Source organism: Pseudomonas cedrina subsp. cedrina, from assembly GCF_001983175.1.
Taxonomy (GTDB): Bacteria; Pseudomonadota; Gammaproteobacteria; order Pseudomonadales; family Pseudomonadaceae; genus Aquipseudomonas; species Aquipseudomonas cedrina.
Window position 1 is genome coordinate 340,298 of the sequence record NZ_MNPW01000002.1, and the last position, 23,551, is coordinate 363,848.

Here is a 23,551-nt window from a genome sequence, read left to right on the forward strand (position 1 = left end):
GGGCACCTCTGCTTTACCGTTGTGCATGGGCGAAATCCCAATGCTTTGTAGGACAGAGAGGCTAGAAAGCGAATCCAGTACGTGCGCCCGGCCATTGCCGAGCCGCCTACGCCAACCTAATTCTGGCGCCGTTTGCCCACATGCAGAAAACCAGTGCCACGCTGCTGATAATCGATGACGACGAAGTAGTGCGCGCGAGCCTCGCGGCCTATTTGGAAGACAGTGGCTTCAGCGTCCTGCAGGCCAGTAATGGCCAACAGGGTCTCCAGGTATTCGAGCGCGACCAGCCCGACCTTGTGATCTGCGACCTGCGCATGCCCCAGATGGGCGGCCTTGAGCTGATTCGCCAGGTAACCGAGCTCGCCCCCGAGATGCCGGTGATCGTTGTGTCCGGTGCCGGCGTGATGAACGATGCCGTCGAGGCCTTGCGCCTGGGTGCCGCCGACTACCTGATCAAGCCCCTGGAAGACCTGGCGGTGCTGGAGCATTCGGTGCGCCGTGCCCTGGATCGTGCACGGCTGATGGTGGAGAACCAGCGCTACCGCGAAAAGCTCGAAACCGCCAACCGCGAACTCGAAGCCAGCCTCAACCTGCTCCAGGAAGACCAGAACGCCGGTCGCCAGGTGCAGATGAACATGCTGCCGGTGAGCCCCTGGACCATCGACGAATTCCAGTTTGCCCACCAGATCATCCCGTCGCTGTACCTGTCGGGAGACTTTGTCGATTATTTCCGCGTGGATGAACGGCGTGTCGCCTTCTACCTGGCTGACGTGTCCGGCCACGGCGCATCCTCTGCTTTTGTTACCGTGTTGTTGAAGTTCATGACCACGCGGCTGTTGTTCGAGTCCAAGCGCAATGGCACCTTGCCGGAGTTCACCCCGTCGCAAGTGCTGGGCCACATCAACCGAGGCCTGATCAGCTGCAAGCTGGGCAAGCACGTAACGATGGTCGGCGGCGTGATCGACGAAGAAACCGGTCTGTTGACCTACAGCATCGGCGGTCACCTGCCGATGCCTGTTTTATACACTCCTGACAGTGTGCGTTACCTGGAAGGGCGTGGCCTGCCCGTAGGCTTGTTCAATGAAGCCACCTACGAAGACCACATCCTGGAGCTGCCGCCGACGTTCAGCCTGACGCTGATGTCCGACGGCATCCTGGACCTGCTTCCAGAGCCTACACTTAAAGAGAAAGAAGCCGCCTTGCCCCAAAAGGTCAAGTCGGCGGGCGGCAGCCTGGATGGCCTGCGGCAGGTTTTTGGATTGGCCACGCTAGGGGAGATGCCGGATGATATCGCCCTATTGGTGTTGAGCAGGAATCTTTGATGAGTACCGGAAGAATCCAATTCGCCGAGCAAGACGGGACTTTCGTCCTGAAATTTGTCGGTGAAGTGCGCCTGACCCTGTGTTCGGCGTTGGATGCGACGATTGAGCGGATTTTCACAGCGCTGAACTTCTCGGCGATCGTGATCGATCTGACCGAAACCCGCAGCATCGACAGCACCACCCTTGGCCTGCTGGCCAAGTTGTCCATTCTGTCCCGGCAGAAGGTCGGCCTGTTGCCGACCGTCGTCACCACCCACGAAGACATCACCCGTCTGTTGCAGTCCATGGGTTTTGACCAAGTGTTCAACATCGTTGACCGCCCGATCCCGTGCCCGGAATGCCTGACCGATCTGCCTTCGCAAGACCAGTCCGAGGAAATCGTGCGGGTCAAAGTGCTGGAGGCGCACAAGATTTTGATGGGCTTGAACGAGTCCAACCGGGAAGCCTTCCACGACCTCGTCAACGCCCTCGAGCGCCACTGATCCCACTATTGGAATACATCCCAACTGTGGGAGCTGGCTTGCCTGCGATAGCGGTATGTCAGCCACCTATTCATTACTGACCCACCGCTATCGCAGGCAAGCCAGCTCCCACATTTTGAACTGTGACTGGCTTGAGATCAGCGAGCACAAAAAAGGGCGGCACCCGCAAGGGTACCGCCCTTTTTGCCGCCATCTGTCTTACAGCTTGGCCGACAACAACGCCTCCAGCTTCTCCTGATCCCGAGCAAACTGACGAATCCCCTCCGCCAGCTTCTCGGTCGCCATCGCATCCTCGTTGGACTCCCAACGGAACTGCGCTTCAGTCATATGCACACGGGCCTCGCCAGCATGCCCAGGCGACAGCTTACGCTCGAGCTTGCCTTCATCCGCCGCCAGCTTCTCCAGCAGGTCCGGGCTGATGGTCAGGCGATCGCACCCCGCCAGCTCTTCGATCTGGCTCAGGTTACGGAAGCTCGCACCCATCACCACGGTCTTGTAGCCGTTAGCCTTGTAGTAGTTGTAGATGCGCGTTACCGACTGCACGCCCGGATCATCGGAGCCGGTGTAGTCGTTGCCATTGGCCTTCTTGTACCAGTCGTAGATACGGCCCACGAACGGCGAGATCAGGAACACGCCGGCTTCAGCGCAAGCCACGGCCTGGGCGAATGAGAACAGCAAGGTCAGGTTGGTCTGGATGCCTTCTTTTTCCAGCTTCTCCGCCGCGCGGATGCCTTCCCAGGTGGAAGCAATCTTGATCAGCACGCGGTCACGGCTAACGCCGGCTTTATCGTACAAATCGATCAGACGGTGCGCACGCTTGAGTATCGCGCCTTCATCGAACGACAAGCGGGCATCCACCTCAGTGGAAATACGGCCCGGCACCACTTTAAGAATTTCTTGACCCACCGCCACCGCAAAACGGTCGCTGGCCAGACCTACGTCGCCATTGCAGTCCTGCACGCACTCGTCCAGCAGCTTGGCGTAGCCTGGAATCGAAGCGGCCTTGAGCAGCAGGGAAGGGTTGGTGGTGGCGTCTTGCGGCTTGAGCTTGGCGAGTGTGGAAAAATCGCCGGTATCGGCTACAACGGTGGTGAATTGCTTGAGTTGTTCCAGCTTGGAAGTCATGGGCGTGCTCTGTCCTGTGGGTCTGATGACATTACCCGAGCGCCGACAGGCGCTCAAGGGCGCAAATGGGTTCGATCGTTTGCGAGGGCAACAACCTGAAAACAGCCGTTTGAATACCCGGCCGTACTGCTCAATAGGAGGCCAAAACCGCCGCCAGGTTCAACCCGAATGACACACGCACAACACGGTCCCCTGTGGGAGCTGGCTTGCCTGCGATGACGGCCGCACAGTCGCCTATACCTACCAGATGTTCATCAATCCACTGTGGGAGCGGGCTTGCTCGCGAAAGCAATGGTCCAGTCACCCATGCCCCACTGACACACTCTCATTACCGCCCTTCCAACAACTCTCCCGCCTGATCCAGCAACGCCAACGGATCACTCGCCTTATGAATATCCACCGACAACAACTGCCGAAACTTGCGAGCCCCCGGAAACCCCGTCCCCAGCCCCAACACATGCCGCGTTACATGGTGCATCGTCCCACCCGAAGCCACATGCTGCGCAATATACGGCCGCAACTGCGCCAACACCTCGGCCCGACCAATCACCGGCGCCTCACTGCCAAACACCTGCTGATCCACCTGCGCCAGCACATACGGATTGTGATAAGCCTCCCGCCCCAACATCACCCCATCAAACGTCTGCAAATGCTCATGGCACTGCTCCAGCGTCTTGATCCCGCCGTTCAGCACAATCTCCAACTCAGGAAAATCCCGCTTCAACTGCGCCGCCACGTCATAGCGCAATGGCGGAATGTCGCGATTCTCCTTGGGCGACAGCCCCTCCAGAATCGCAATCCGCGCATGCACCGTAAAACTGGTGCAGCCCGCATCCTTCACCTGCCCGACGAAATCACACAGCTGGGCATAACTGTCCCGCCCGTTGATGCCGATACGATGCTTCACCGTCACCGGAATCGACACGGAATCGCGCATCGCCTTCACACAATCGGCCACCAGCGCAGGGTGAGCCATCAGGATCGCGCCGATCATATTGTTCTGCACACGGTCGCTCGGGCAGCCGACGTTCAGGTTCACTTCGTCATAACCGGCCGACTCGGCCATGCGCGCGCAGGCGGCCAAATCAGCGGGAACGCTGCCACCCAACTGAAGGGCCAACGGATGCTCGGCTTCGTTGTGGCGCAGAAAACGCTCGTGATCGCCGTGGAGGATCGCGCCGGTGGTGACCATCTCGGTGTAGAGCAGGGTGTGTTTGGACAGCAGGCGCAGGAAGTACCGGCAGTGACGGTCCGTCCAATCCATCATGGGGGCAACGCTAAAGCGGCGGGAGAGGGGAGCGGTATGTAGGGGCATTGGGGAATCTGAGTCAGCGGGGCGAATGGCGCGCAGTTTATCAGGGATGCTTGTCAGGTACTTGGCGGGTTCTCAAGCCTGGTCACTCAACCTTCGGTGACAACCTGAACATGTGGTCGGTTAGGGTTTCGACGCATACCTTGTGTTGATGATTTATTGTGGCTACGATAATCGCATGCAGATTACCTATGACCCAGCCAAAGACGCTCGCAACGTTGAAGAACGTGGACTCCCGTTTGCACTTGTGCGGGACTTCGAATGGTCTACGGCCTTGATCTTGGAAGATGATCGATTCGACTACGGCGAGTGTCGTTATCGGGCGATGGGGTACATAGGGGATCGGCTGCATGTCGTAGTGTTCACCCCACGGGGTGATGCGGTCCACGTCATCAGCTTTCGTAAAGCCAACAAACGGGAGGTCAAAAATTATGACCAAGAAACCCAGTCCTGAGAAGGTCGATACAGCGAACCCTGAATGGTCGGCTGAAGACTTTGCTAAGGCCAGGCCCGCCAGCGAGGTGCTTGTTGGGTTGTTTGGCAAGGCTCAGGCAAAGGAAATGCTCAAGCCCAAGCGTGGGCGGCCAAAGTCGGTAGCCACTAAAGAGCACGTTAATGTTCGTTTTGATGCTGACGTGCTGGAGCGATTCAGGGCTTCTGGCCCCGGGTGGCAAACGCGAATGAACGCCGCTTTGGCTGATTGGCTCAAGACGCATACGCCAGATGAGTTGAAGGCTTAGTCGCCGAAGATCACTCCTAAGACAATTAGCCGCCGATAAGGCGGCTTTTTACTGCTTGGTGATGAGAAGTCGTCAGCGGCTTTTGGATTCGAGAGCTATATAGTTCGCTTCGTCTTCCAGATTTTTGAAGTGCTTTTTCAAGCCACTCAATCCGCATTCCGGCTCCAGCGCCTGGCGCGCATGGCGGCCACTTGGTCATCTGTGGCGAATTTGCCTTCGTCGGCGCCTTTTACCGCTAGCTCGATCTGAGCGGTCAGTATTTTTTCATGCTCGATGTAGTCGCGAAGAACGTCCATCGCCAGGTAGCTTGCAGCCTGGCCGTTGGTTTTGGCCAAGTCGGCGAGAGAGTTGGACAGGTCTTCCGGCAGGGTCAAGCATATTCCAGTCATGGCAGCCTCGATGATGGAGGGTCGTGGCGCATTTTACACCGTGGAGCACTGGGTTGAATCGACAGTTTGTCGCCAACTCGTCTGCTGCCGGCAAAGCCCTCAGCGGCCTGGATTCTGAAGACCAAGTTGAGCCGCCGGTGTTTCGCCAAGAAATTTCCCACGTTCTTATCAGCTTGCCGCTCAGACCTCCCCTGACTAACCTCCTCCAGTCGCTGTAAACCCAGCGGCCGGAGGTGGAAGACCGTATTGCTAAGGCGTTTTAACTCCCGAACATATTGGAGCTTCGCCCATGCCTAACAAAACACGTAATCCTTATGTTGATCACAACACGGTACCTGTTGATGCCAAGCTACACGCTGCCCAACGAGCGATTCATCATTATCTGCCGCGATTCGCCAACGGTGCTCCCATCGAGCAACCAAGCGGCAACCTATTCATCGTCAGCCCGAACATAGACACCGAAACCCTCCTGGCCAACGCCTCCGAAAATCTAGCGTCCGCCAACCAAATGGCCGCAACCCTGGCTTTCGACCTCGACGAATCCCAACGCGCCATTGCCCTGGGAATCCAGCAGTTAATCGAATTGAGCACGCTACTCGTCGACCGAGCACACGAACAAGTCGCACCAGCGGCCTGACAACTCACCCTGCCGCCTTGCCCCAAGGCGGCAACCTGAACCCACCCTGTCACCCTGCAAAGTTTCATCATCCCCGGTGCTGTTGAGGTCTACGATCCTCCTTAAGAGAGGCCCCTACACCTCCAGCCCACAGGGAGCTAAAATGATCTCCAACCTCGTCAAACTAGTGATGATCACCGGCACGTTGATGTTAAGCGCTTGTTCGTCGAACTCAGCCGGCGTGAATAGCGACCCTTGTTTCACCGGAGGATGCCAAGCTTTCGGCGACCATAGCCCCAGCAAAGCCGCCAGGATGAGTTTCGGCGGCAGTGGGCTTGGCAGTAGTTATGGTGAGTATGGCTCTGGGTTGTTGCACGACGATTGAATAGCAGTGGGGCTGCTGCGCAGCCCGGCGGGAGCAAGCGCCCTCCCCACAGGGGTCAGCCCGTTACGACAGTGCCTTTATGGAAAATCTCACGCCGTGCCCGTCGGCTGATATTTTCGTGCTTGCTCGCCGCGTACACCTCGTCAAACCGCTCGCGATCAACGCCGGCATAGTGGGCCAGTTCGTCCGCTACCATTCGGTCGTATTCTTCTTCGATCACGAAGCGAAAAACCTCCCGGCGATAATAAAACCCGAATTGAAACCCCAGCACTTCGCTCATGTGATTCGTCGGCGTAAGGAAGCAGTTTTCCAGGTCGATGGCCTTGGTGAGCGAGGGTTGCGCCAGGTTGATCATCACATTGTTGGCCCAGAAATCCATGTGCACGATGTCTCTGTTGTGCAGGGAGCGTAGCAATGTGAATGACGCGGTGATCAGGCTGTGGATGTCGCGCTTTTGCTTGAGCCATTCCAGCCCGTTGAGGTAGCCGTCCAGCATCTCGGTGAAGATGAAGAATTCCTGGATCAAGCCCAGCGCCGACTTTCTGTAACCGAAGCCATACAGGCCGGCGACCGGAGCGCCGCGTTTCTGTGCGCGGAAGGTGTTGATGACTTCTTCTACCGGCCAATCGAAGGTCCCGTCGCGTTTTGCGCGGCCAAAGGTGACTCGCAGTTTTGGCCTGAGGCTGTCGAGGGGCTGGGATTTGGCGAACAGGTCGTTCTCCAACCCTTTAAGCGGGGCGCTGACGCGGTCTTTCAATGCGTAGCGACTGTCGATCAGGTTCTGGATCGCCTGCTGGGCGATTTCATCGGCGCCCTGTGAGGTGAAGACCGTGGCGTTTCGGTGGATCAGTGTCGAGGGAAAACTCTGGCGCACAGTTTTGTCAGGAAAGCTCAAAACACATCCTTGTCATATCGTGAATATGACAAAGATGTTACAGGCACGGACCATTGGATCCAACCTGAACGTAGCCTGAACGGAAATTAAATAACTGCTATTTTGTCAATTTATTCTTGACATTTAGGGTTTTCTTATTGGCTGGTCGTACAAGGCGGGTGCGCGCGACTTCGGTAAAAATCGCTGTGAAAAAATCAGGGTACGATGCAATAATGGCACCAAGCCATTATCTCCTTTCACTAAGTACTCTTGATGAAAACGACATTCCCCGCGAAATTGTTCATTGTTGTTATTGCTTCGCTGCTGGTCTGTGTCGTCTATTTCCTGATCGAAGAGTTTCTTTAGCGCCGCTCAAGGTCACTTCGACTGTTTGTATTGCCGAATGAAGAACCTGCCGAGCACAAAGATGCTACCCAGTATCAACCCCAAAAAAGCGCCCAGAAGCGCATACTTTTTGCCATTCTGGGTGGTAGCGACTTTTATTTCATCAAGGGTATTAAATGCTTTTAGCGTATTGCTGGCAGCCACGGTCGGCAAGTTAAGCGCTATGGCTTCGGTATTGGCGGTATCCATGGCGGCTTTCAGTTGGGCGCTGGCCAGTGCAGCAGTGGTCGCAGTGGCTGAGGCGATATAGAGAACCGGCTCATTCCCACCTGATTTTGGAGGGGTGTCCTTCAAACTGATCGATTTAGCTGCCATGACGCCCATGGCCGAATAGAAAATATCGTTTTGTATGGTGCTGTACAGCTTGGTTTCCAGCGAAAGCGGATTTGCAGGCGTTGGAGTGGCTTTTTCATTAACTTGTTTATATAAGCTGTACAGAGACGGTTTGGTAATGTAAGTGCTGGCCGTCCACTGTTCGGGGGACGTTTCATAAATCGCTAATGAGACGATAGTACCCAATACGGTTGCTGCGATAATAGTCAGCTTGCTTTTCCAGAGTGCCTGGATAAGGGGGATCAGATCTACTTCATCATCGTTGTGACGCGCTTTAGAATTTGTTGGAATGCTCACGAAAAATTCCTTAATTTACATTCCTGAATTGTAAAGAAAAAAACACAGCACGCCTACGTAGCATTCGGCTTTGCGGTGGATAGGAATAGTTCCTGTCTAATGGGCTCGGCGCGGTTATACAGCTGAAACTCGCGCCTATTAAGTACATCGGCTACAGAATCATACCTACGGCACAATTGTTCAAGGCGGCCAGTGGCTCAATGCCCACCCTTCATCCGCCGCGCCATCAGATAAACCCCGAGCCCGATCAACGCTGTCACCGCGCCGATATACCCGGTGCTCGTCCACCCCAGCCCAGCCGTGATCGCCATCCCGCCAAACCACGGCCCCAGCGCGTTCGCCAGGTTAAACGCCGCGTGGTTGGACGCCGCCGCCAGGCTGGGGGCTTCATGGGCAATGTCCATCAGGCGGATTTGCAGTGGCGCAGCCATGGCGATCATGGTGCCGACCAGGCCGATACCCAGCAGTACGCCCCACAGCGAGCTGGCGGCAAAGGTGAAGAAGATCAGCACGGCCATCGACCACACCAGGATCCAGCCCATCGCCCGAAACTGCAGGCGATCAAACAGCTTGCCGCCGGCGATGTTGCCGATGATCCCGCCCATGCCAAACGCCGCCAGGCCAAATGGAATCCACTGCGGCGACACTTTGGTCACTTCCAGCATGGTCGGCGCCAGGTAGCTGAATACGCAGAACATCCCGGCAAAGCCAATCGCGCCAATGGCCAGGGCCATCCACACCTGCGGTTTGGTGAAGGCGCGCAGTTCCTTGCGCGGGTCACTGCGTTGTTCGTCGTGGCGGTGGGGCACAAATTGCCAGACCAGGGCGATGGTGACGAGCGCGATCACGCTGACCAGGGCGAACGCCGAGCGCCAGCCCAGGTGTTGGCCGAGGAAGGTAGCGATGGGGTTACCGAGCAGCATGGCCAGGGTCAGGCCCATCATTACCCGGGCCACGGCGCCGGCGCGTTTGTCGTTGGGCACCATGCTGGAGGCGACGACGGCGGCAATCCCGAAGTAGGCGCCGTGGGGCAGGCCGCTGATAAAGCGGAAGGCCACCAGCGCACCAAAGGTCGGGGTAAAGGCCGTTGCCAGGTTGCCTAAGGCATACAGCCCCATCAACAGCAGCAGCAGATGTTTGCGCAGCAGCTTGGCGCCGAGGATGGCGAGCAGCGGGGCGCCAACCATCACGCCCAGCGCATAGGCGCTGATGGCGTGGCCGACCTGGGGTTCGCTTAAACCCAGGTTCTGGGCGATGTCGGGCATCAGCCCCATGATGGCGAATTCACCGGTGCCGATCGCGAAAGCGCCCACGGCCATGGCAGCTTCCATTTTGGCGGCGCTGCGTGCGGGCAGCACGTGCCCGGATGTTTGCTCAAGAGTCATGGAACGCTCTGTGTGGAGGGTGGCACGAAAGGCAGCCGCCGATGCTACGCAAGCAGCGGCGAAGGTGTCTAGAACAGCCTTTTGCTTGAGAGTTCCAGGCCTGTGACCCCACGTCGCGCCTGCCGGCCTTGACAGCAGCGGGTTAAAAGCCGCGATTTAGCGCTGTCAATTGGCCAAACGACGCATAAACGCCGTTTGCCGTGATATTCTGCGCGCCGTCCTGGACCGGCCTCCCCGGGTGCGTACATCCGTATACGCCCCCGCGAGTGGCTGCCGCCCAGGTAGCTGAAGCCAATAATGATAAGAAGTCAGCGCAGAAGGGACATAAAAGTGAGGTCGATACGTCGGTCTTGTGTGCCCACCCCGCGGCCTTGAACACTCAGGGGCGCTAGGGCGGATGGCGTTTTATCATAGGTGCTACTGATGTTTAAGAAAGTAAACACTGCCCTGCTGGGGCTGGCTTTGTCGATGGGGATCACGTCCGTTCACGCGGAAGAGGCAAAGAAAGTCGATGTGCTGCTGATCGGCGGCGGCATCATGAGCGCGACCCTGGGCGTCTGGCTCAACGAGCTGGAGCCGGGCTGGTCGATGGAAATGGTCGAGCGCCTCGACGGCGTGGCCGAAGAGAGCTCCAACGGCTGGAACAACGCCGGTACCGGTCACTCGGCCCTGGCTGAGCTGAATTACACCCCGGAAGACAAGAACGGCAACGTTGAGATCCCCAAGGCGGTCGAGATCAACGAAGCGTTCCAGATCTCCCGTCAGTTCTGGTCCTGGCAGGTCCAGCAGGGCGTGCTGAAGAACCCGCGTTCGTTCATCAACTCCACACCGCACATGAGCTTTGTGTGGGGCGATGACAACATCAAGTTCCTGAAAAAGCGCTACGAAGCCCTGCAAGCGAGCCCGCTGTTCGCCGGCATGCAGTATTCCGAAGACCCGGCGCAGATCGCCAAGTGGGTTCCGCTGATGATGGAAGGGCGTGACCCGAACCAGAAAATCGCGGCCACCTGGACCCCGATCGGCACCGACGTGAACTTTGGCGAGATCACCCGCCAGTTCGTCGCTCACCTGCAAACCACACCGAAGTTCGACCTGAAGCTGTCGAGCGAAGTGCAGGACATAACCCGCAACGACGACGGTTCGTGGCGTGTCAGCTACAAGAACCTCAAAGACGGCACCAAGACTGAAACCGACGCCAAGTTCGTGTTCATCGGCGCCGGCGGCGGCGCCCTGCACCTGCTGCAGAAGTCCGGTATCCCTGAAGCCAAGGAATACGCCGGCTTCCCTGTGGGCGGTTCGTTCCTGGTGACCGATAACCCGACCATCGCCGAGCAACACCTGGCCAAGGCCTACGGCAAGGCTTCGGTGGGTTCGCCGCCGATGTCGGTTCCGCACTTGGACACCCGCGTGCTGGATGGCAAGCGCGTGATCCTGTTTGGCCCATTCGCGACCTTCTCCACCAAGTTCCTCAAGGAAGGCTCGTACCTGGACCTGCTGACCAGCACCACCACCCACAACATCTGGCCAATGACCAAGGTCGGTATTCGTGAATACCCGCTGGTCGAGTACCTTGCCGGCCAACTGATGCTGTCGGATGACGACCGCTTCAAGGCGCTGCAAGAGTACTTCCCGAACGCCAAGCAATCGGACTGGCGCCTGTGGCAAGCCGGCCAGCGCGTGCAGATCATCAAGCGTGACGAAGAGCAGGGCGGCGTCCTGAAACTCGGTACCGAAGTGGTCAGCTCCGCCGACAACTCCATTGCAGGCCTGTTGGGCGCATCGCCAGGCGCGTCCACTGCGGCTCCGATCATGCTGACCGTGCTGCAGAAAGTGTTCAAGGACAAGGTCGCGAGCCCTGAGTGGCAGGCAAAACTGCACCAGATCGTACCGAGCTACGGCACCAAGCTGAACGACAGCCCTGAAGCTGTTGCCAAGGAATGGGCCTACACCGCCGGTGTGCTGCAACTGACGCCGCCGCCTGCGATCCCGCAACTGGGCGCTCCAAAGGCGACCGAGGCTGCCAAGCCTGCGGCTGCGCCGAGCAAGCCGGCGTCTGACCTGGCGCTGTAAGCAACACGCAGTAAAAAGCCCGCTGAACCGGTGACGGTCAGCGGGCTTTTTTATGTGCGTGGGCTCAGCCGCGGCGCTGGGTTCGCTCAACAGGAGGCAACTCAACCGTGCGCTCGGCCGCCGCCAGTGCCACCTTCAAGCCAGCCTGATCGAGCGGGACGCAGTACGCAGGCTTGGCCCGCTCGAACCGCCAGCTTTCATCGAGCCCGCCTGCGTCCACGGCATCGAACCCCAGCTCATCGAGCAACTTGATCACGCTCGCCTTTGCCGCCGCATCGTCCGCTGCCACTGGAAGCGCGCGGCGGTCGGGCGCGCCGTGAGGGCGGGCATCTTGAGCCAGGTCCGGGGCGAAGATCGCGTTGAACACTTTCACCACGTGGGAGTGCGGTAAATGGTCGGCAAGCAACCGGCTGGTCGTGGTTTCAAATCGGTCCAGCGCCTCAATACGTCCATCGCGGTCGGGATAGTAATTGTTGGCGTCCATCACTGTCTTTCCCTTCAGCCACTTCGCGGGCACGCTGCGGTAGTGCTCCAAAGGAATGGCCACGAGCGCCACATCACCGAATTGTGCTGCATCGTCTGCGCTGCCCACCTGCACGCCGAGTATGCCGCTCACCACGCTGCTCATGGTCTGTGGGCCACGGGAGTTGCTCAGCATCACTTCATGCCCGGCGGCAAGGGCCAACTGGGCCACGGCACGCCCTATAAAACCTGCTCCAATTACGCCAATCTTCATGTGCTTGCTCCAGGAAAAGTAGGAAGTGGCTATGATGATTGGCAACCAAGAGGTGATAAATGGCGATAATACATTGGCTGTTGTTACTGGGAGTGGGGAATGATGGACCGTTTATCAAGTATGAATGCCTTTGTGGTGGCCGCTGAACTGGGTTCCTACGCGCGTGCTGCCGAGCGGCTGAACCTGTCGCCACAGATGGTGGCCAAACATGTATCCGCATTGGAACAGCGCCTGGGCGCGCGCCTGCTCAACCGCACTACACGAAAGCAAAGCCTTACAGAGTTGGGCAGCGCTTACTACGAGCGGTGCAAGCACATCCTGACGGAAGCCGAAGCCGCCGACTCCTTTGCACAGATCATGAATGACACCCCGCGCGGCAAGTTGAAAATCACGGCTCCGGTAACCTTCGGCTCCTATAGCCTGATGCCTTTGGTTACCAGTTTTCTGCGTGACAACCCAGATGTACAGATCGATCTGCACCTGACGGATCGTTTTGTGGACCTGGTAGAGGAAGGGTATGAAGCCGCTTTTCGCATCGGCCCCCTGGCGACCACGGGCTTGACCGCGCGTCCGCTGGCGCCGTATCGCCTGGTTGTCTGTGCTTCGCCGGCATATCTGGAGGCCAGGGGCACGCCATCTTTGCCCGCAGACCTTGAGCATCACGAATGCCTGGGCTACGCCTTCTGGTCGCGCCCGGCGGACAGCGAATGGGTGCTCTATGAAGGCGCGGTCCCACACAAGGTTCAAGTGAGCAGCCGATTACAGGTCAACGAAAGCAGGGCGTTGATGTCGGCCGCTCTGGATGGGTTCGGTATCGTGCTCGGCCCGGAGGACTTCTTGCGCACCGCATTGTACAAGGGCGAGTTGGTGCGCGTGCTGCCGGGGTTTGACGCGCCAAGTCGATCGATGCATTTGGTCTACACCGCGAATCGGCAGCGCACGGCCAAACTACGACGCTTTGTCGAAGCTGTGTTGCAGCGTTTCGGCCCGGCTTAAACGTAAAAGCCGTCTCTTACCTGTTCATACAAATGCAGCGCGAGTGCATTGCCGCTATCGCACAGCAGGTACAGATGCTGCGCCGGCAGCGGCGGCAGGTCTTTCATTTCTACCAACCCCTCGCCCATGCGGCTGTGCTCCATCAGGCCCACCGCCACACCGCTGCGCACACAGGCTTCCACCGCGAAGGTATTGGGGCTTTCCAGCAGCACCCGGTGATAAATGCCGTGATCCTTCAACGCCTGCAAGGCCGCTGCGCGGTACGGGCAACCGGTGATGGGCAAGGTGACGGGAAGCGGCGTATTCGGTGGAGAGCTGAAGTGCTCGGCTGCGACCCACAGCGGTTGCACAAACCCCAGTCGCTCGCCTTGTGCCAGCGGCTGTGTGCTGACTGTGATTGTCAGGTCCAACTGGTTTGCCATAAACAGATTCAGCAATTCACCGCTGGTGCGCGCTTCAACTTCCAACTCCAGCAACGGATTGTCGGCAATCAACCTGGGCAAAAACTGCTGGATGAAGGCGGGCGCATAGGTGTCGGGAATCCCCAGGCGGATCTTGCCTTCCATGCGTTGCGGCATCAGTGAAATCAGCAGGCGGTCGTGGCTCTTGAGAAACTCGGTGGTTTCGCCCAGCAGCTTCTTGCCGTACAGCGTCAGTTCCACGCCCTGGTTGCTGCGGCTGAACAGGCGTTGCCCGATCTGATCCTCCAGCTTCTGGATATGCGTGGTCACGGTAGACGCGCTGCGGTGCACATAGTCGGCCGCTTCATTGAAGCGCTGAAAGCGCGCCACGGCATGAAAGGTGCGCAACAAATCGATATTCAGCTGTTTAGCCATGGTTCCATTTTTCCGGATTGCTTATGCAGCTTATTCAAATATACAGAATCATGTGTGCCCCTTAGCCTTGACGTCAACCTACAAGGCAGGAGGCGTCATGAAGCGATCAACCCTGGGACTCTTGGCAGTGCAAGCAGCGTTTGTGTTGTCGTGGAGTTCAGGCTACATCGGCGCAAAGTTGGGTACCCAAGGCAGCGGTGCATTCAACCTGCTGTTCTGGCGGTTCCTGTTGGTCTCGGTGTGCCTGTGCCTGTACTTGAATGCCAGGCTGCTGAAGGTTTCATGGGCGCAGATCCGCCATTACGCCATTATCGGTTTCCTGTCGCAGTTCCTTTATTTGAGTTGCCTCTACGTAGCGATCCAAAATGGCCTGCCGCCCGGCATCGCCGCGATTATCGCTGCGCTGCAGCCATTGATGACGGCCGCGCTCTCGACGGGAAACGCCGCCGAGCGCAGCGGCGGCTGGCAGTGGGTGGGCCTGATGATCAGCTTCGCCGGGGTCTCGATTGTTATTGCCGGCCAATACGGCAGCGGGGGCCAGGGTGTGAGCCTGGTGATGTACCTGTTGCCACTGGTGGCCGCCCTGGGGCTGACCCTGGCGACATTGTATGAGCGCCGCAGCGTACAGCGCCACGATGCGGGCCTGGTACTGCCGCTGTTCATCCAGTCGTTGCTGACCTTGATCGGCTTCACCGGCGCCGTGCTCTACACCGATACGTTGAGCATTCCCCATGAACCCGAGGTGCTGGTCTCGATTGTCTGGTTGACGGTGTTTTCCACCTTTGTCGCCTACTTGAGCCTGTGGATGTTGCTGCGAGTCATGACCGCAACCCATGTGGCGGCGTTGGTCTACCTGGAACCGCCCGTCACCCTCGTATGGGCGGCGTTGATGTTTGGCGACGTGATCCAGGCATCGACCTACGCCGGTATGGCCGTGGTGGGCGCCGGGTTGCTGCTGGTGCGCTGCAAGCGACCGACCGTCGCGTGTACCTCTTGAGGCCCGCAGGTTCAGCAAGCAGACAGACACCACCTGTTAAAAAGAACCCAGGGCCACGCAGGAGCGCGGCTGCAACAAGGGGGCTTTTTTACAGCAGTGGGCGTCAGCGCCCGAGGGTTTTGTATGTTGCTACGTTATGCGGCATTGGCGGCCATGGTCGTCGCAGCATCCGGTTGTGTACAAGAGCGCGTCGTGCACGAGCGCAGGCCGGTGCAACGTGAATACGTCGAGGTTGTCGCGCCGCAACCGCCGCCGGTGCAAGTGATCGAGGTCGAGCCGGCGCCACGCTACGGTTATGTGTGGTCACGCGGTTATTGGCGCTGGGAAGGCGGGCGTTATGTGGCGGTTCACGGACATTGGGAGCCGGTGCGCGAGGGTTATCGCTATGTCCATCCGCACTGGGTGCAACACAGTGACGGGTACCATTGGCAGGTGGGCGGCTGGATTCGCTGAGCCTTGGCCGGATAGGTCTTTGCGTGTCTGCAAGCCGAACGTCATCCGACAGTAGGGCACCGTGCTGATCGGTGCCCAAATCCTCTGGAGCAGCGGCGTATCCGTAGGCCTCAAGCCAGCCGTTTCATGCCCGCTGTCTTGGCCGCATTGCCATCGAAGGTCGCGGTGTAGTCGCAGCCGGCCGCATGGGCACAGCGCTCGATCAGGCAGTCGGCAAAATCAGCCTTGCTCGCGATGAACTTGCGCAGTGCCTGCCAGATGAGATCGGCATGCTCCACGGTCAGTTCGCGCGTGTGCAACAGGGTTTCCAGTACCATCACCACGTCGCTCTTGGCCGTTTGGTAGCAGGATTGCAGCACCCACACCAGTTCCACAATGGTCACCAGGCTGACAAAACCCGGTGACGCGGCGGTGAGTGATTCGATCAGTTGGGACGCCTTGGCTGATTGAGCAGGATCATCCTGGGTCACATAGCGCACCAGCACGTTGGTATCCAGGCCGATCATCCCGCTTTGGCTCCCTGGGCCGCGATGGCGCTATTCATGTCTTCTATGGACACGGCCTTGGCCGGCTTGCGGATGAGCCCCTTGAGGTCCCTGACGGTTTTGCTCGCGGCAATGATGGAAAACTTGCCGTCTTCCATTTCGACAAATTCCACCCGATCGCCTGTTTCCAGGCCCAGGGCGGTCCGGACCTGGACAGGGATGGTGATTTGTCCTTTTGAAGTGAGTGTGGCGGTTGCCATAGTGAAGATCTCCATCGTGATATTCCTTACCTTAGGGTAAGGAATGACAGAGGACAATATCCGTTGGTCCATAGATTGCTCGCAGAGGTGGGTGAGGGGAACAGTGAAAACCCTAGACCGGTTTTCTGATCCTCACACCCTCGGCCACGCGCCAAACAGATACAAACTATGACCGACCGCCGCTGGCTTACTGCACTACGCGATAGCACGGCACATACGCCGCGCCGCCTGGCAGTTTCATGCGGTGCTGGGCGACAAACGCTTTGAGCAGTTCATCCAGCGGTTGCATGATCGCCGGGTCGCCGTGAATCTCGTACGGGCCGTTTTCCTCGATCAGGCGGATACCCTTGTCCTTCACGTTACCCGCCACGATCCCGGAGAACGCACGGCGCAGGTTGGCCGCCAGTTCATGGGGCGGCAGCGCGTGGCTCAGTTGCAAACCGGCCATATTCTCGTGGGTCGGGTCGAACGGGCGCTGGAAGCCTTCGTCGATCTTCAGCAGCCAGTTGAAGTGGAAAGCGTCGTTGCGCTCGCGGCGGAACTGCTTCACGGCCTTGAGGCCGGCGGTCATCTGGCGCGCCACTTCGGCCGGGTCGTCGATGATGATCTGGTAGTGCGCCTGCGCGGCCGCGCCCAGTGTCGCGCCGACGAAGGCGTGCAGTTGCTGCAGGTACGGCGCTGCGTCTTTCGGCCCGGTGAGTATGACCGGGAACGGCAGGTCGCGGTTGTCCGGGTGCATCAGGATGCCGAGCAAGTACAGGAATTCTTCGGCCGTGCCGGCGCCCCCCGGGAAGATGATGATGCCGTGGCCTACACGCACGAAGGCTTCCAGGCGTTTTTCGATGTCCGGCAGAATCACCAGTTCGTTGACGATCGGGTTCGGCGCTTCGGCGGCGATGATGCCCGGCTCCGTCAGCCCCAGGTAGCGCCCGCCGGTAATGCGTTGCTTGGCGTGGGAAATGGTCGCGCCTTTCATCGGACCTTTCATCACGCCTGGGCCGCAGCCAGTGCACACGTCGAGGCTGCGCAGGCCCAGTTCGTGGCCGACTTTCTTGGTGTATTTGTACTCCTCGGTATTGATCGAGTGCCCGCCCCAGCACACCACGATCTTCGGCTCCACACCCGGGCGCAGCGTGCGGGCGTTGCGCAGCAAGTGGAAGACATAGTCGGTGATGCCCTGGGAATTGCTCAGGTCGATGCGCTGGCTGTCCAGCTCGTTCTCGGTGTAGACGATGTCGCGCAGGGCGCTGAACAGCATCTCGCGGGTGCTGGCGATCATCTCGCCATCGACGAAGGCATCGGCCGGGGCGTTCAGCAGTTCCAGGCGCACGCCTCGGTCCTGCTGGTGGATACGTACTTCAAAATCCTTGTAGGCATCCAGGATGGTCTTGGCGTTATCGATGTGTGCGCCAGTATTGAGGATCGCCAGGGCGCACTGCCGAAACAGGGTGTAGATGCTGCCGCTACCGGCTTCGCTCAGTTGCTGGACTTCACGTTGGGACAGGGTTTCGAGGCTGCCCTTGGGGCTGACGGAGGCATTGATGACTTGACGTTGGGGCATTCCGGTTCCTTGAAAGCGCAGCCACCGCACCCGCAAGGGGCCGCGATGGCTTGAGAAGAGTGGGCGCCGAATTCGGTCGCACGAGACGGATATTTACCTCAGGCGCAAGGCCGAGTGCAAATACCGTCCAGCGCCATCATGCCGCAGAACTCACTGAATCAGCTTCCAGTTTTTGTAGAAAACCCGACGCAGGGTAAAGACCATCCCGGCAAACCCTGCGATCACGGCATTGAGCACCAAGGGCAGGGCGGTCGGTCGCACGATGTCGATAAACAGGCAGTAACGCTTTGCGTCATTCTTGTTGAAAGACGCATGCATCAAGGTGTCATCGAAGATAAACAGCGGGTCGTCGTGCCAGTAATGCTTGTGCGTGCCGACCTGGATGTAGACGCCTTCGTGATGGGGCGCCGGGGCCATGTTGTAGAGCACGCGGAACATCATGCGCAGGGGGCCGAAGTGAAACGAGGTCGAGCGGTTTTCGTTGAATACCGATACGCCGATCGTCTTCACGAATGGCAGTTTTTCGCGCAATTTGGGAATGTCCAGAGCGGTTTCGATGGGCCTGCCATACCACTGGAAAAACAACATGCCGCGCTTTTTCTCGGCCATGCGCTCATCCAGGTAGCCGATGATCTCGTCCTTGTGGGCCATGGCCTCATCGATCACCCGTTGCAGTTCTTCACGCCAGGCCAACGGCAGGTCGGGCATTGTGTAGACGTGGCGGTTACGCGAACTCAGCAGGTCGAACAGGGTATTGAACGGTGCCAGCAGCCACGTGTTGCGGCCACTGCCGATAAAGTATTTCTTGATGGTAGGCGCGTCATACAGGCCATTGCGCAGGAAGTCGTAGATCCCGCAGACCACGACCAGGCCGAGAAACACCAGGGTGGTCTCGGGGAATACATCAATGATCAGCAGCACGCCGAAGACCCAGGCGACCGATACCGCTTTTTTACGCAAGGCAGGCTTGTTCATGCAACTCACTCCAGCAGGACGCCATTCGACAGGTCCGGATCCGTGGCCGCGAGTGGTGGGTTTTGAAACATATTGAAACAACTACGTCATGATAAGGCGTAAGCCGCTGGAAAAGGCGTTTTTAAATAGCGTGAAATTGTGAAGGCGCTGCACAGGTTCCAACGCCGGTTGCACAGCGTGGATCGGATTTTGTAATCGCTAGATTTGCGACTATCGTGACGCTTCGGTTTTTTGGACGTCATAGACCGGTACGATTGAAGTTGAATGGCCACCACTGGCCTTCGGCACCTTGGAAGAGGCAGAAATTTTATGATCATCAAACCGCGGGTTCGTGGCTTTATCTGTGTGACCGCTCACCCTGTTGGCTGTGAAGCGAACGTCAAGCAACAGATCGACTACGTGACTGAGCACGGCGCCATCGAAGGCGGCCCAAAAAAGGTGCTGGTCCTCGGCGCTTCCACTGGCTACGGCCTGGCCGCGCGCATCAGTGCTGCCTTTGGCTGCGGCGCCGACACCCTGGGCGTGTTTTTTGAGAAAGAAGGCGAAGAAGGCAAGCTGAGCTCCGCCGGCTGGTACAACAGCGCCGCGTTCGAGAAGTTTGCCGTCGAAAAAGGTCTGTACGCCAAGAGCATCAACGGCGACGCGTTCTCCGACGAGATCAAGCGCCTGACCATCGACACCATCAAGAAAGACCTGGGCAAGATCGACCTGGTCGTCTACAGCCTGGCCGCGCCGCGCCGTACCGACCCGCAAGGCGTAGTGCATACCTCCACCCTCAAGCCGATCGGCAAGGCCGTGACCTTGCGCGGTATCAACACCGACAAAGGCGTTGTCGTCGATACCACGCTTGAGCCCGCGACCCAGGAAGAAATCGACGGCACCGTGAAAGTCATGGGTGGCGAAGACTGGCAGCTGTGGATCGACGCCCTGCGTGACGCCGACGTGCTGGCCGAAGGCGCCAAGACCACCGCGTTCACCTACCTCGGTGAAAAGCTGACCCAGGATATCTACTGGAACGGCTCCATCGGCGAAGCCAAGAAAGACCTCGACAAGAAAGTCCTGACCCTGCGCGACAACCTTGCCGCACTCAAGGGCGACGCTCGTGTGTCGGTGCTCAAGGCGGTGGTGACCCAGGCCAGTTCGGCTATCCCGATCATGCCGCTGTACCTCTCGCTGTTGTTCAAAGTGATGAAGGAGCAGGGCACTCACGAAGGTTGCATCGAACAGGTCTACGGCCTGTTCAAGGACAGCCTGTACGGCGCCCAGCCGAAACTCGACGCCGACGGCCGCCTGCGTGCCGACCTGGCCGAGCTGGAACCCAAGGTCCAGGACGCCGTCGCTGCCCTGTGGAACCAGGTCACCGATGACAACGTCAACGAGATCAGCGATTTCGCCGGCTACAAGGCTGAATTCCTGCGTTTGTTCGGCTTTGAGGTCGATGGCGTGGACTACGAGGCTGATGTGAACCCGACCGTCAAGATCAACGGTCTGGTCCAGGCGTAATTGGCGTAATTGATAGGACGGACAGCGACCTCGGTACAGGGTTACCAGGCCGCTGTCTGTTTTTACGCTGATTTAAGCAAAACGATTTCTTGCCCGGATGAAGTCTGACCGCCTGACTTCGACCACTTCTTTCTCCCAGAGTGGATTCAACGGCACGTGATAGCCGCTATCCTTGGCGGTCTTGATCAATTCCATCATTTCCCTGCTGTTGTTGATAATGCTGATTTCATCGAATCTGCCTAGTTTTGTCGGCAGGAAAAAAGTTGTCGGGTAGTTAGCGGCCACATCCGTCACAGGGTTGCCTGAGTCCGCACTGTGATGGACCACCCGCTCTCCGTCGCGGACCAGCTTTTGATTGATGATGCCGATCATCTGCTTCAGGCGTGGGCTGATATTGCCGAGGTGGGGATCTTCCTTGCTGTAGAAGCGAGCGGCGCTCGCAAAGTCGGCGCTGAGTTCTTCCGGAACCTGCTTGTAGCGCTCCATTCGTTGCTTGAACACGCTGTGGGCGACATCGGGTACAGGGAGGTTATCCTGTGAGCCAAAGTCACTCAGGTGAGGGGCGATCATGTGCAGGTCATAATCGGCGGTCAAGGCTTTGCCCTCTGGCTGCTTCGCCAGCACTTCAAGCGGTTTGCCTTGATGGGTGATGAGGTAGCTATCGCTGCCGGGCGAGATGGGGTGGGCTTCGAATGTGTAAGACTGTTGGCTGGGCCCGCGCGCGTTTAATCGCAGGGTGCCGTCGCGGCCTGCCTGTTGGGTGATGTGGCCGAGCGCCGTCAGTTCGTCGATGCGACTCTTGGAGAGTTTCAGGGGAATCGGGACCGCATGGCCGCCCTGGAGGCAACCCACGATCTGCGCGTTGGCGTTAGCGATTTTTTCCGGTGTTTTCTGCACAAACTGTTCAAGTTTGCTGAAGGCCTGATCTGTACAGATCAGGCCGGCCTGCGGTCCCCAGTTGGCACTTTTGCCTTTTATATGAAAGTCCTTGGTGGGGTGCCCGGCCGCTATCAGCCCCGTGGCCACGGATTCGACCGGGCGTATGCCAATGATGGAATTAGTGGCTGCCGCTATGCCCTGCAAAGGGGCTAGGTGGCTCGCGACTATTCCGGTTTTGCCTCTGACCTGATCGAGCAGAGCGTGCGGGAGCCTGTCGGTGTCTTGCGCGACGCCAGTCTGTTGGAGGGGCTGATTAGGTTGCAACGCCTCCAGGCTGGGTACGAAGGGTAATGTAACGGGGGAAGTCATGTCTTTCATTGGAATGCCTCTACGTCAGGTTTGTGGCCGCGATGGCTGATTCCCTTCAGTACAGATCTCCTTGTGGTGCAAAGCTGACACTAAAGGATGTCGCCCTCCGATGTAGCTGGGGAGGGCAATTTTCAGAACGGTCCTACCCCCCGCTGCCTACTGCTATCGGCCGCAGGCATGCCAGACTGCCTTCGCCATGTTGCGCAAACGGAGGAACCCATGACAATCCATGCAGTTATTTTTGATTTCGGTGGTGTCCTGTTCGACTGGAGCCCGCACCACCTTTACCGCAAGCTGATTTCCGATGATCACGAACGGCAATGGTTTCTCGATAACATCTGTACCCAGGCCTGGAACACCGAGCAGGATGCCGGTCGCTCCCTGGCTGAAGGCACGCGCAGCCTCATCGAACAGCACCCGCAGCATGAGCATTTGATCCAGGCCTATTACGACCGCTGGCATGAGATGCTGCCTGGCCCGCTGTCGGACGGCGTGGCGATTCTCGAGGCGTTGCATCAGGCCGACGTGCCGTTGTTCGGGCTTACCAACTGGTCGGCTGAGACGTTCCCCTATGCGCGGGCCAATTACCCGTTCCTGCGGTGCTTTCGCGATATCGTGGTGTCGGGTGAGTTGAAGCTCATCAAACCTGATGCGGCGATTTATCACGCGAGCCTGCGCCAGGTGCGTGCCCATCTGCCGGATATCCAGCCCGAAGAAGTGGTGTTTATCGATGATGTCGCCGGCAATATCGAAGCGGCCATGGCGCTCGGTTGGCAGGGCATACACCATGTGTCGGCGCAGCGCACGGCGGCGCGCTTGCGTGAGCTGGGCGTAGGTTTCTAGCGCGCCCATTTCTCCATGGCGAAATCCACGAACGCGCGCAGCTTGGGCAGGCGATAACGGTCCTGGCCGTAGAGCAGGTGCATGGGGCGGCTGGGCAGTCGATACTGGGTCAACAAGGCCACCAGCTTGCCGCTCTCCAGGTCCGGTTGCACCAGGGCATCGGCCAGCATGATGATGCCCATGCCGTTCACCGCCGCCTGGCGCAAGCCTTGCGAGCTGTTGATGGTCAATGAGCCGCAGACCTGCACCTCCCGCTCGCCGTCATCACTGGTCATGCGCCACAGTTTTTCAGTGTCGCGCCAGTTGTCATTCGCCGGGTAGGCGAACGCCAGGCAGTCGTGTTGCTGCAGGTCATCGGGCGTTGAAGGCGTGCCGCGTCGCGCCAGGTAGGCAGGTGAGGCGCAGAGTGTGAGGGTGTAGTCCTGCATTGGCCTGGCGATCAGGCTGGACGTTTCCAGTTCGCCAAGCCGGATCGCCACGTCGAAGCCGCTGTCGACCAAGTCCATGCGCTCGTTGCTCAGCACCACGTACAGGTTGATCAGCGGGTAGCGCCGGGAAAATTCGCTCAAGGCCGGGGTAAGGCGTTCGGTGCCGAACACCGGGGGCGCGGTGATGCGAAGGGTGCCTTTGGGCACGTCGCTCTTGGCCTGTTCGGCCAATTGCTCGGAGTCGGCCACCAGCCCCAGCACTTCCAGGCAACGCTGGTAATACTGGCCGCCAAATTCCGTGAGGCTCTGCTTGCGCGTGGTGCGCTTGAGCAGGCTGACGCCCAGGCGCTGCTCCAGTGCGCGCAGGTGGTTACCGACCATGGTGGTCGACATGCCGCACGCGTGTGACGCCGCCGTCATGCTGCCGGTCTCGACCACCTTTACGTACACCGATATCGCCTGGAACAGGTCCATTATCAAGCCTTGATTTAAAGT

General features: G+C 58.6%; 26 protein-coding genes. 12 read left to right on the forward strand and 14 right to left on the reverse strand.

What is annotated here, in order from left to right:
• Positions 1-140 precede the first annotated feature (140 nt).
• The gene (gene rssB / locus BLL36_RS04645) at positions 141-1,322 is read left to right on the forward strand and encodes a two-component system response regulator RssB (RefSeq protein ID WP_076950307.1); all 1,182 of its coding nucleotides are present in this window, start codon (positions 141-143) and stop codon (positions 1,320-1,322) included.
• A complete protein-coding gene (gene rssC, locus BLL36_RS04650; protein ID WP_010212025.1) occupies positions 1,322-1,804 on the forward strand; it encodes an anti-sigma factor antagonist RssC in 483 nt (160 codons plus the stop codon). Before rssB ends, rssC begins: the two co-directional genes overlap by 1 nt.
• Before the next feature lie 198 nt (positions 1,805-2,002).
• Here the strand turns inward: rssC and tal are convergent, their stop codons facing one another.
• Positions 2,003-2,929, reverse strand: a complete 927-nt coding sequence (gene tal / locus BLL36_RS04655) for a transaldolase (RefSeq protein WP_076950308.1) — start codon at positions 2,927-2,929, stop codon at positions 2,003-2,005.
• Between the two features lie 328 nt (positions 2,930-3,257).
• Entirely contained in the window at positions 3,258-4,244 is a 987-nt protein-coding gene (dusA, locus tag BLL36_RS04660; protein WP_076950309.1) for a tRNA dihydrouridine(20/20a) synthase DusA, read from the reverse strand.
• A 175-nt stretch (positions 4,245-4,419) separates the two neighbouring features.
• Between dusA and BLL36_RS04665 the strand changes: the two genes are divergently transcribed.
• On the forward strand, positions 4,420-4,695 hold the full coding sequence (locus BLL36_RS04665; protein ID WP_028237683.1) for a BrnT family toxin: 276 nt from the start codon (positions 4,420-4,422) through the stop codon (positions 4,693-4,695).
• Positions 4,673-4,981, forward strand: coding sequence for a BrnA antitoxin family protein (locus BLL36_RS04670; RefSeq protein ID WP_076950310.1), 309 nt, complete (start codon positions 4,673-4,675; stop codon positions 4,979-4,981). Before BLL36_RS04665 ends, BLL36_RS04670 begins: the two co-directional genes overlap by 23 nt.
• Before the next feature lie 146 nt (positions 4,982-5,127).
• Here BLL36_RS04670 and BLL36_RS04675 read toward each other — a convergent pair whose 3' ends face one another.
• Complete coding sequence (locus tag BLL36_RS04675; protein ID WP_076950311.1) at positions 5,128-5,370, reverse strand: CopG family ribbon-helix-helix protein; 243 nt, start codon at positions 5,368-5,370, stop codon at positions 5,128-5,130.
• Between the two features lie 289 nt (positions 5,371-5,659).
• Here BLL36_RS04675 and BLL36_RS04680 point away from each other — a divergent pair, with 289 nt between their 5' ends.
• Both BLL36_RS04680 and BLL36_RS04685 read left to right on the forward strand, forming a co-directional pair.
• On the forward strand, positions 5,660-6,007 hold the full coding sequence (locus BLL36_RS04680; RefSeq protein ID WP_076950312.1) for a DUF6124 family protein: 348 nt from the start codon (positions 5,660-5,662) through the stop codon (positions 6,005-6,007).
• Positions 6,008-6,149: 142 nt separating this feature from the next.
• Positions 6,150-6,371 carry a hypothetical protein gene (locus BLL36_RS04685; protein WP_076950313.1) on the forward strand — a complete coding sequence of 74 codons (222 nt, stop codon included), beginning with the start codon at positions 6,150-6,152 and terminating at the stop codon, positions 6,369-6,371.
• Between the two features lie 55 nt (positions 6,372-6,426).
• Here the strand turns inward: BLL36_RS04685 and BLL36_RS04690 are convergent, their stop codons facing one another.
• From BLL36_RS04690 to BLL36_RS04700, 3 genes are all read right to left on the reverse strand, one after another.
• Positions 6,427-7,266, reverse strand: coding sequence for a protein kinase family protein (locus tag BLL36_RS04690; RefSeq protein WP_076950314.1), 840 nt, complete (start codon positions 7,264-7,266; stop codon positions 6,427-6,429).
• Positions 7,267-7,623: 357 nt separating this feature from the next.
• Complete coding sequence (locus BLL36_RS04695) at positions 7,624-8,280, reverse strand: Wzz/FepE/Etk N-terminal domain-containing protein (protein WP_076950315.1); 657 nt, start codon at positions 8,278-8,280, stop codon at positions 7,624-7,626.
• A gap of 197 nt (positions 8,281-8,477) precedes the next feature.
• Complete coding sequence (locus BLL36_RS04700; RefSeq protein ID WP_076950316.1) at positions 8,478-9,665, reverse strand: MFS transporter; 1,188 nt, start codon at positions 9,663-9,665, stop codon at positions 8,478-8,480.
• A 423-nt stretch (positions 9,666-10,088) separates the two neighbouring features.
• Between BLL36_RS04700 and mqo the strand changes: the two genes are divergently transcribed.
• Positions 10,089-11,735 carry a malate dehydrogenase (quinone) gene (gene mqo / locus BLL36_RS04705; protein WP_076950317.1) on the forward strand — a complete coding sequence of 549 codons (1,647 nt, stop codon included), beginning with the start codon at positions 10,089-10,091 and terminating at the stop codon, positions 11,733-11,735.
• Positions 11,736-11,799: 64 nt separating this feature from the next.
• Here mqo and BLL36_RS04710 read toward each other — a convergent pair whose 3' ends face one another.
• On the reverse strand, positions 11,800-12,471 hold the full coding sequence (locus BLL36_RS04710) for an NADPH-dependent F420 reductase (protein ID WP_076950318.1): 672 nt from the start codon (positions 12,469-12,471) through the stop codon (positions 11,800-11,802).
• A 99-nt stretch (positions 12,472-12,570) separates the two neighbouring features.
• Between BLL36_RS04710 and BLL36_RS04715 the strand changes: the two genes are divergently transcribed.
• Positions 12,571-13,467 carry a LysR family transcriptional regulator gene (locus tag BLL36_RS04715; RefSeq protein WP_076950319.1) on the forward strand — a complete coding sequence of 299 codons (897 nt, stop codon included), beginning with the start codon at positions 12,571-12,573 and terminating at the stop codon, positions 13,465-13,467.
• On the opposite strand, the gene BLL36_RS04720 is transcribed toward BLL36_RS04715, so the two are convergent.
• Positions 13,464-14,303: a LysR substrate-binding domain-containing protein gene (locus BLL36_RS04720; RefSeq protein WP_076950320.1), complete on the reverse strand. Its 840-nt coding sequence runs from the start codon at positions 14,301-14,303 to the stop codon at positions 13,464-13,466. The two genes, BLL36_RS04715 and BLL36_RS04720, sit on opposite strands and share 4 nt — an antisense overlap.
• Before the next feature lie 97 nt (positions 14,304-14,400).
• Between BLL36_RS04720 and BLL36_RS04725 the strand changes: the two genes are divergently transcribed.
• The gene (locus BLL36_RS04725; RefSeq protein ID WP_076950321.1) at positions 14,401-15,300 is read left to right on the forward strand and encodes a DMT family transporter; all 900 of its coding nucleotides are present in this window, start codon (positions 14,401-14,403) and stop codon (positions 15,298-15,300) included.
• Positions 15,301-15,423: 123 nt separating this feature from the next.
• Positions 15,424-15,753: a YXWGXW repeat-containing protein gene (locus BLL36_RS04730; RefSeq protein ID WP_076950322.1), complete on the forward strand. Its 330-nt coding sequence runs from the start codon at positions 15,424-15,426 to the stop codon at positions 15,751-15,753.
• Positions 15,754-15,863: 110 nt separating this feature from the next.
• Here BLL36_RS04730 and BLL36_RS04735 read toward each other — a convergent pair whose 3' ends face one another.
• The 4 genes from BLL36_RS04735 to BLL36_RS04750 all read right to left on the reverse strand — a co-directional run bounded on the left by BLL36_RS04735 (position 15,864) and on the right by BLL36_RS04750 (position 19,034).
• Positions 15,864-16,259: a PIN domain-containing protein gene (locus tag BLL36_RS04735; RefSeq protein WP_076950323.1), complete on the reverse strand. Its 396-nt coding sequence runs from the start codon at positions 16,257-16,259 to the stop codon at positions 15,864-15,866.
• Entirely contained in the window at positions 16,256-16,513 is a 258-nt protein-coding gene (locus BLL36_RS04740; RefSeq protein ID WP_076950324.1) for an AbrB/MazE/SpoVT family DNA-binding domain-containing protein, read from the reverse strand. The genes BLL36_RS04735 and BLL36_RS04740 overlap by 4 nt, the downstream gene beginning before the upstream one ends.
• Before the next feature lie 172 nt (positions 16,514-16,685).
• Complete coding sequence (ppnN, locus tag BLL36_RS04745) at positions 16,686-18,059, reverse strand: nucleotide 5'-monophosphate nucleosidase PpnN (RefSeq protein ID WP_076950325.1); 1,374 nt, start codon at positions 18,057-18,059, stop codon at positions 16,686-16,688.
• A 150-nt stretch (positions 18,060-18,209) separates the two neighbouring features.
• Positions 18,210-19,034 (reverse strand): aspartyl/asparaginyl beta-hydroxylase domain-containing protein, encoded by an 825-nt coding sequence (locus BLL36_RS04750; protein ID WP_076950326.1) that lies wholly within the window; start codon positions 19,032-19,034, stop codon positions 18,210-18,212.
• Between the two features lie 309 nt (positions 19,035-19,343).
• Here BLL36_RS04750 and fabV point away from each other — a divergent pair, with 309 nt between their 5' ends.
• Entirely contained in the window at positions 19,344-20,537 is a 1,194-nt protein-coding gene (gene fabV / locus BLL36_RS04755; RefSeq protein WP_076950327.1) for an enoyl-ACP reductase FabV, read from the forward strand.
• Positions 20,538-20,609: 72 nt separating this feature from the next.
• Here fabV and BLL36_RS04760 read toward each other — a convergent pair whose 3' ends face one another.
• Positions 20,610-21,794, reverse strand: a complete 1,185-nt coding sequence (locus BLL36_RS04760; protein WP_083735259.1) for an anthrax toxin-like adenylyl cyclase domain-containing protein — start codon at positions 21,792-21,794, stop codon at positions 20,610-20,612.
• A 210-nt stretch (positions 21,795-22,004) separates the two neighbouring features.
• On the opposite strand from BLL36_RS04760, the gene BLL36_RS04765 reads away from it, so the two are divergent.
• Positions 22,005-22,628 carry an HAD family hydrolase gene (locus tag BLL36_RS04765; RefSeq protein WP_076950328.1) on the forward strand — a complete coding sequence of 208 codons (624 nt, stop codon included), beginning with the start codon at positions 22,005-22,007 and terminating at the stop codon, positions 22,626-22,628.
• Here BLL36_RS04765 and BLL36_RS04770 read toward each other — a convergent pair.
• A complete protein-coding gene (locus BLL36_RS04770; protein WP_076950329.1) occupies positions 22,625-23,530 on the reverse strand; it encodes a LysR family transcriptional regulator in 906 nt (301 codons plus the stop codon). The genes BLL36_RS04765 and BLL36_RS04770 overlap by 4 nt on opposite strands.
• Positions 23,531-23,551 lie beyond the last annotated feature (21 nt).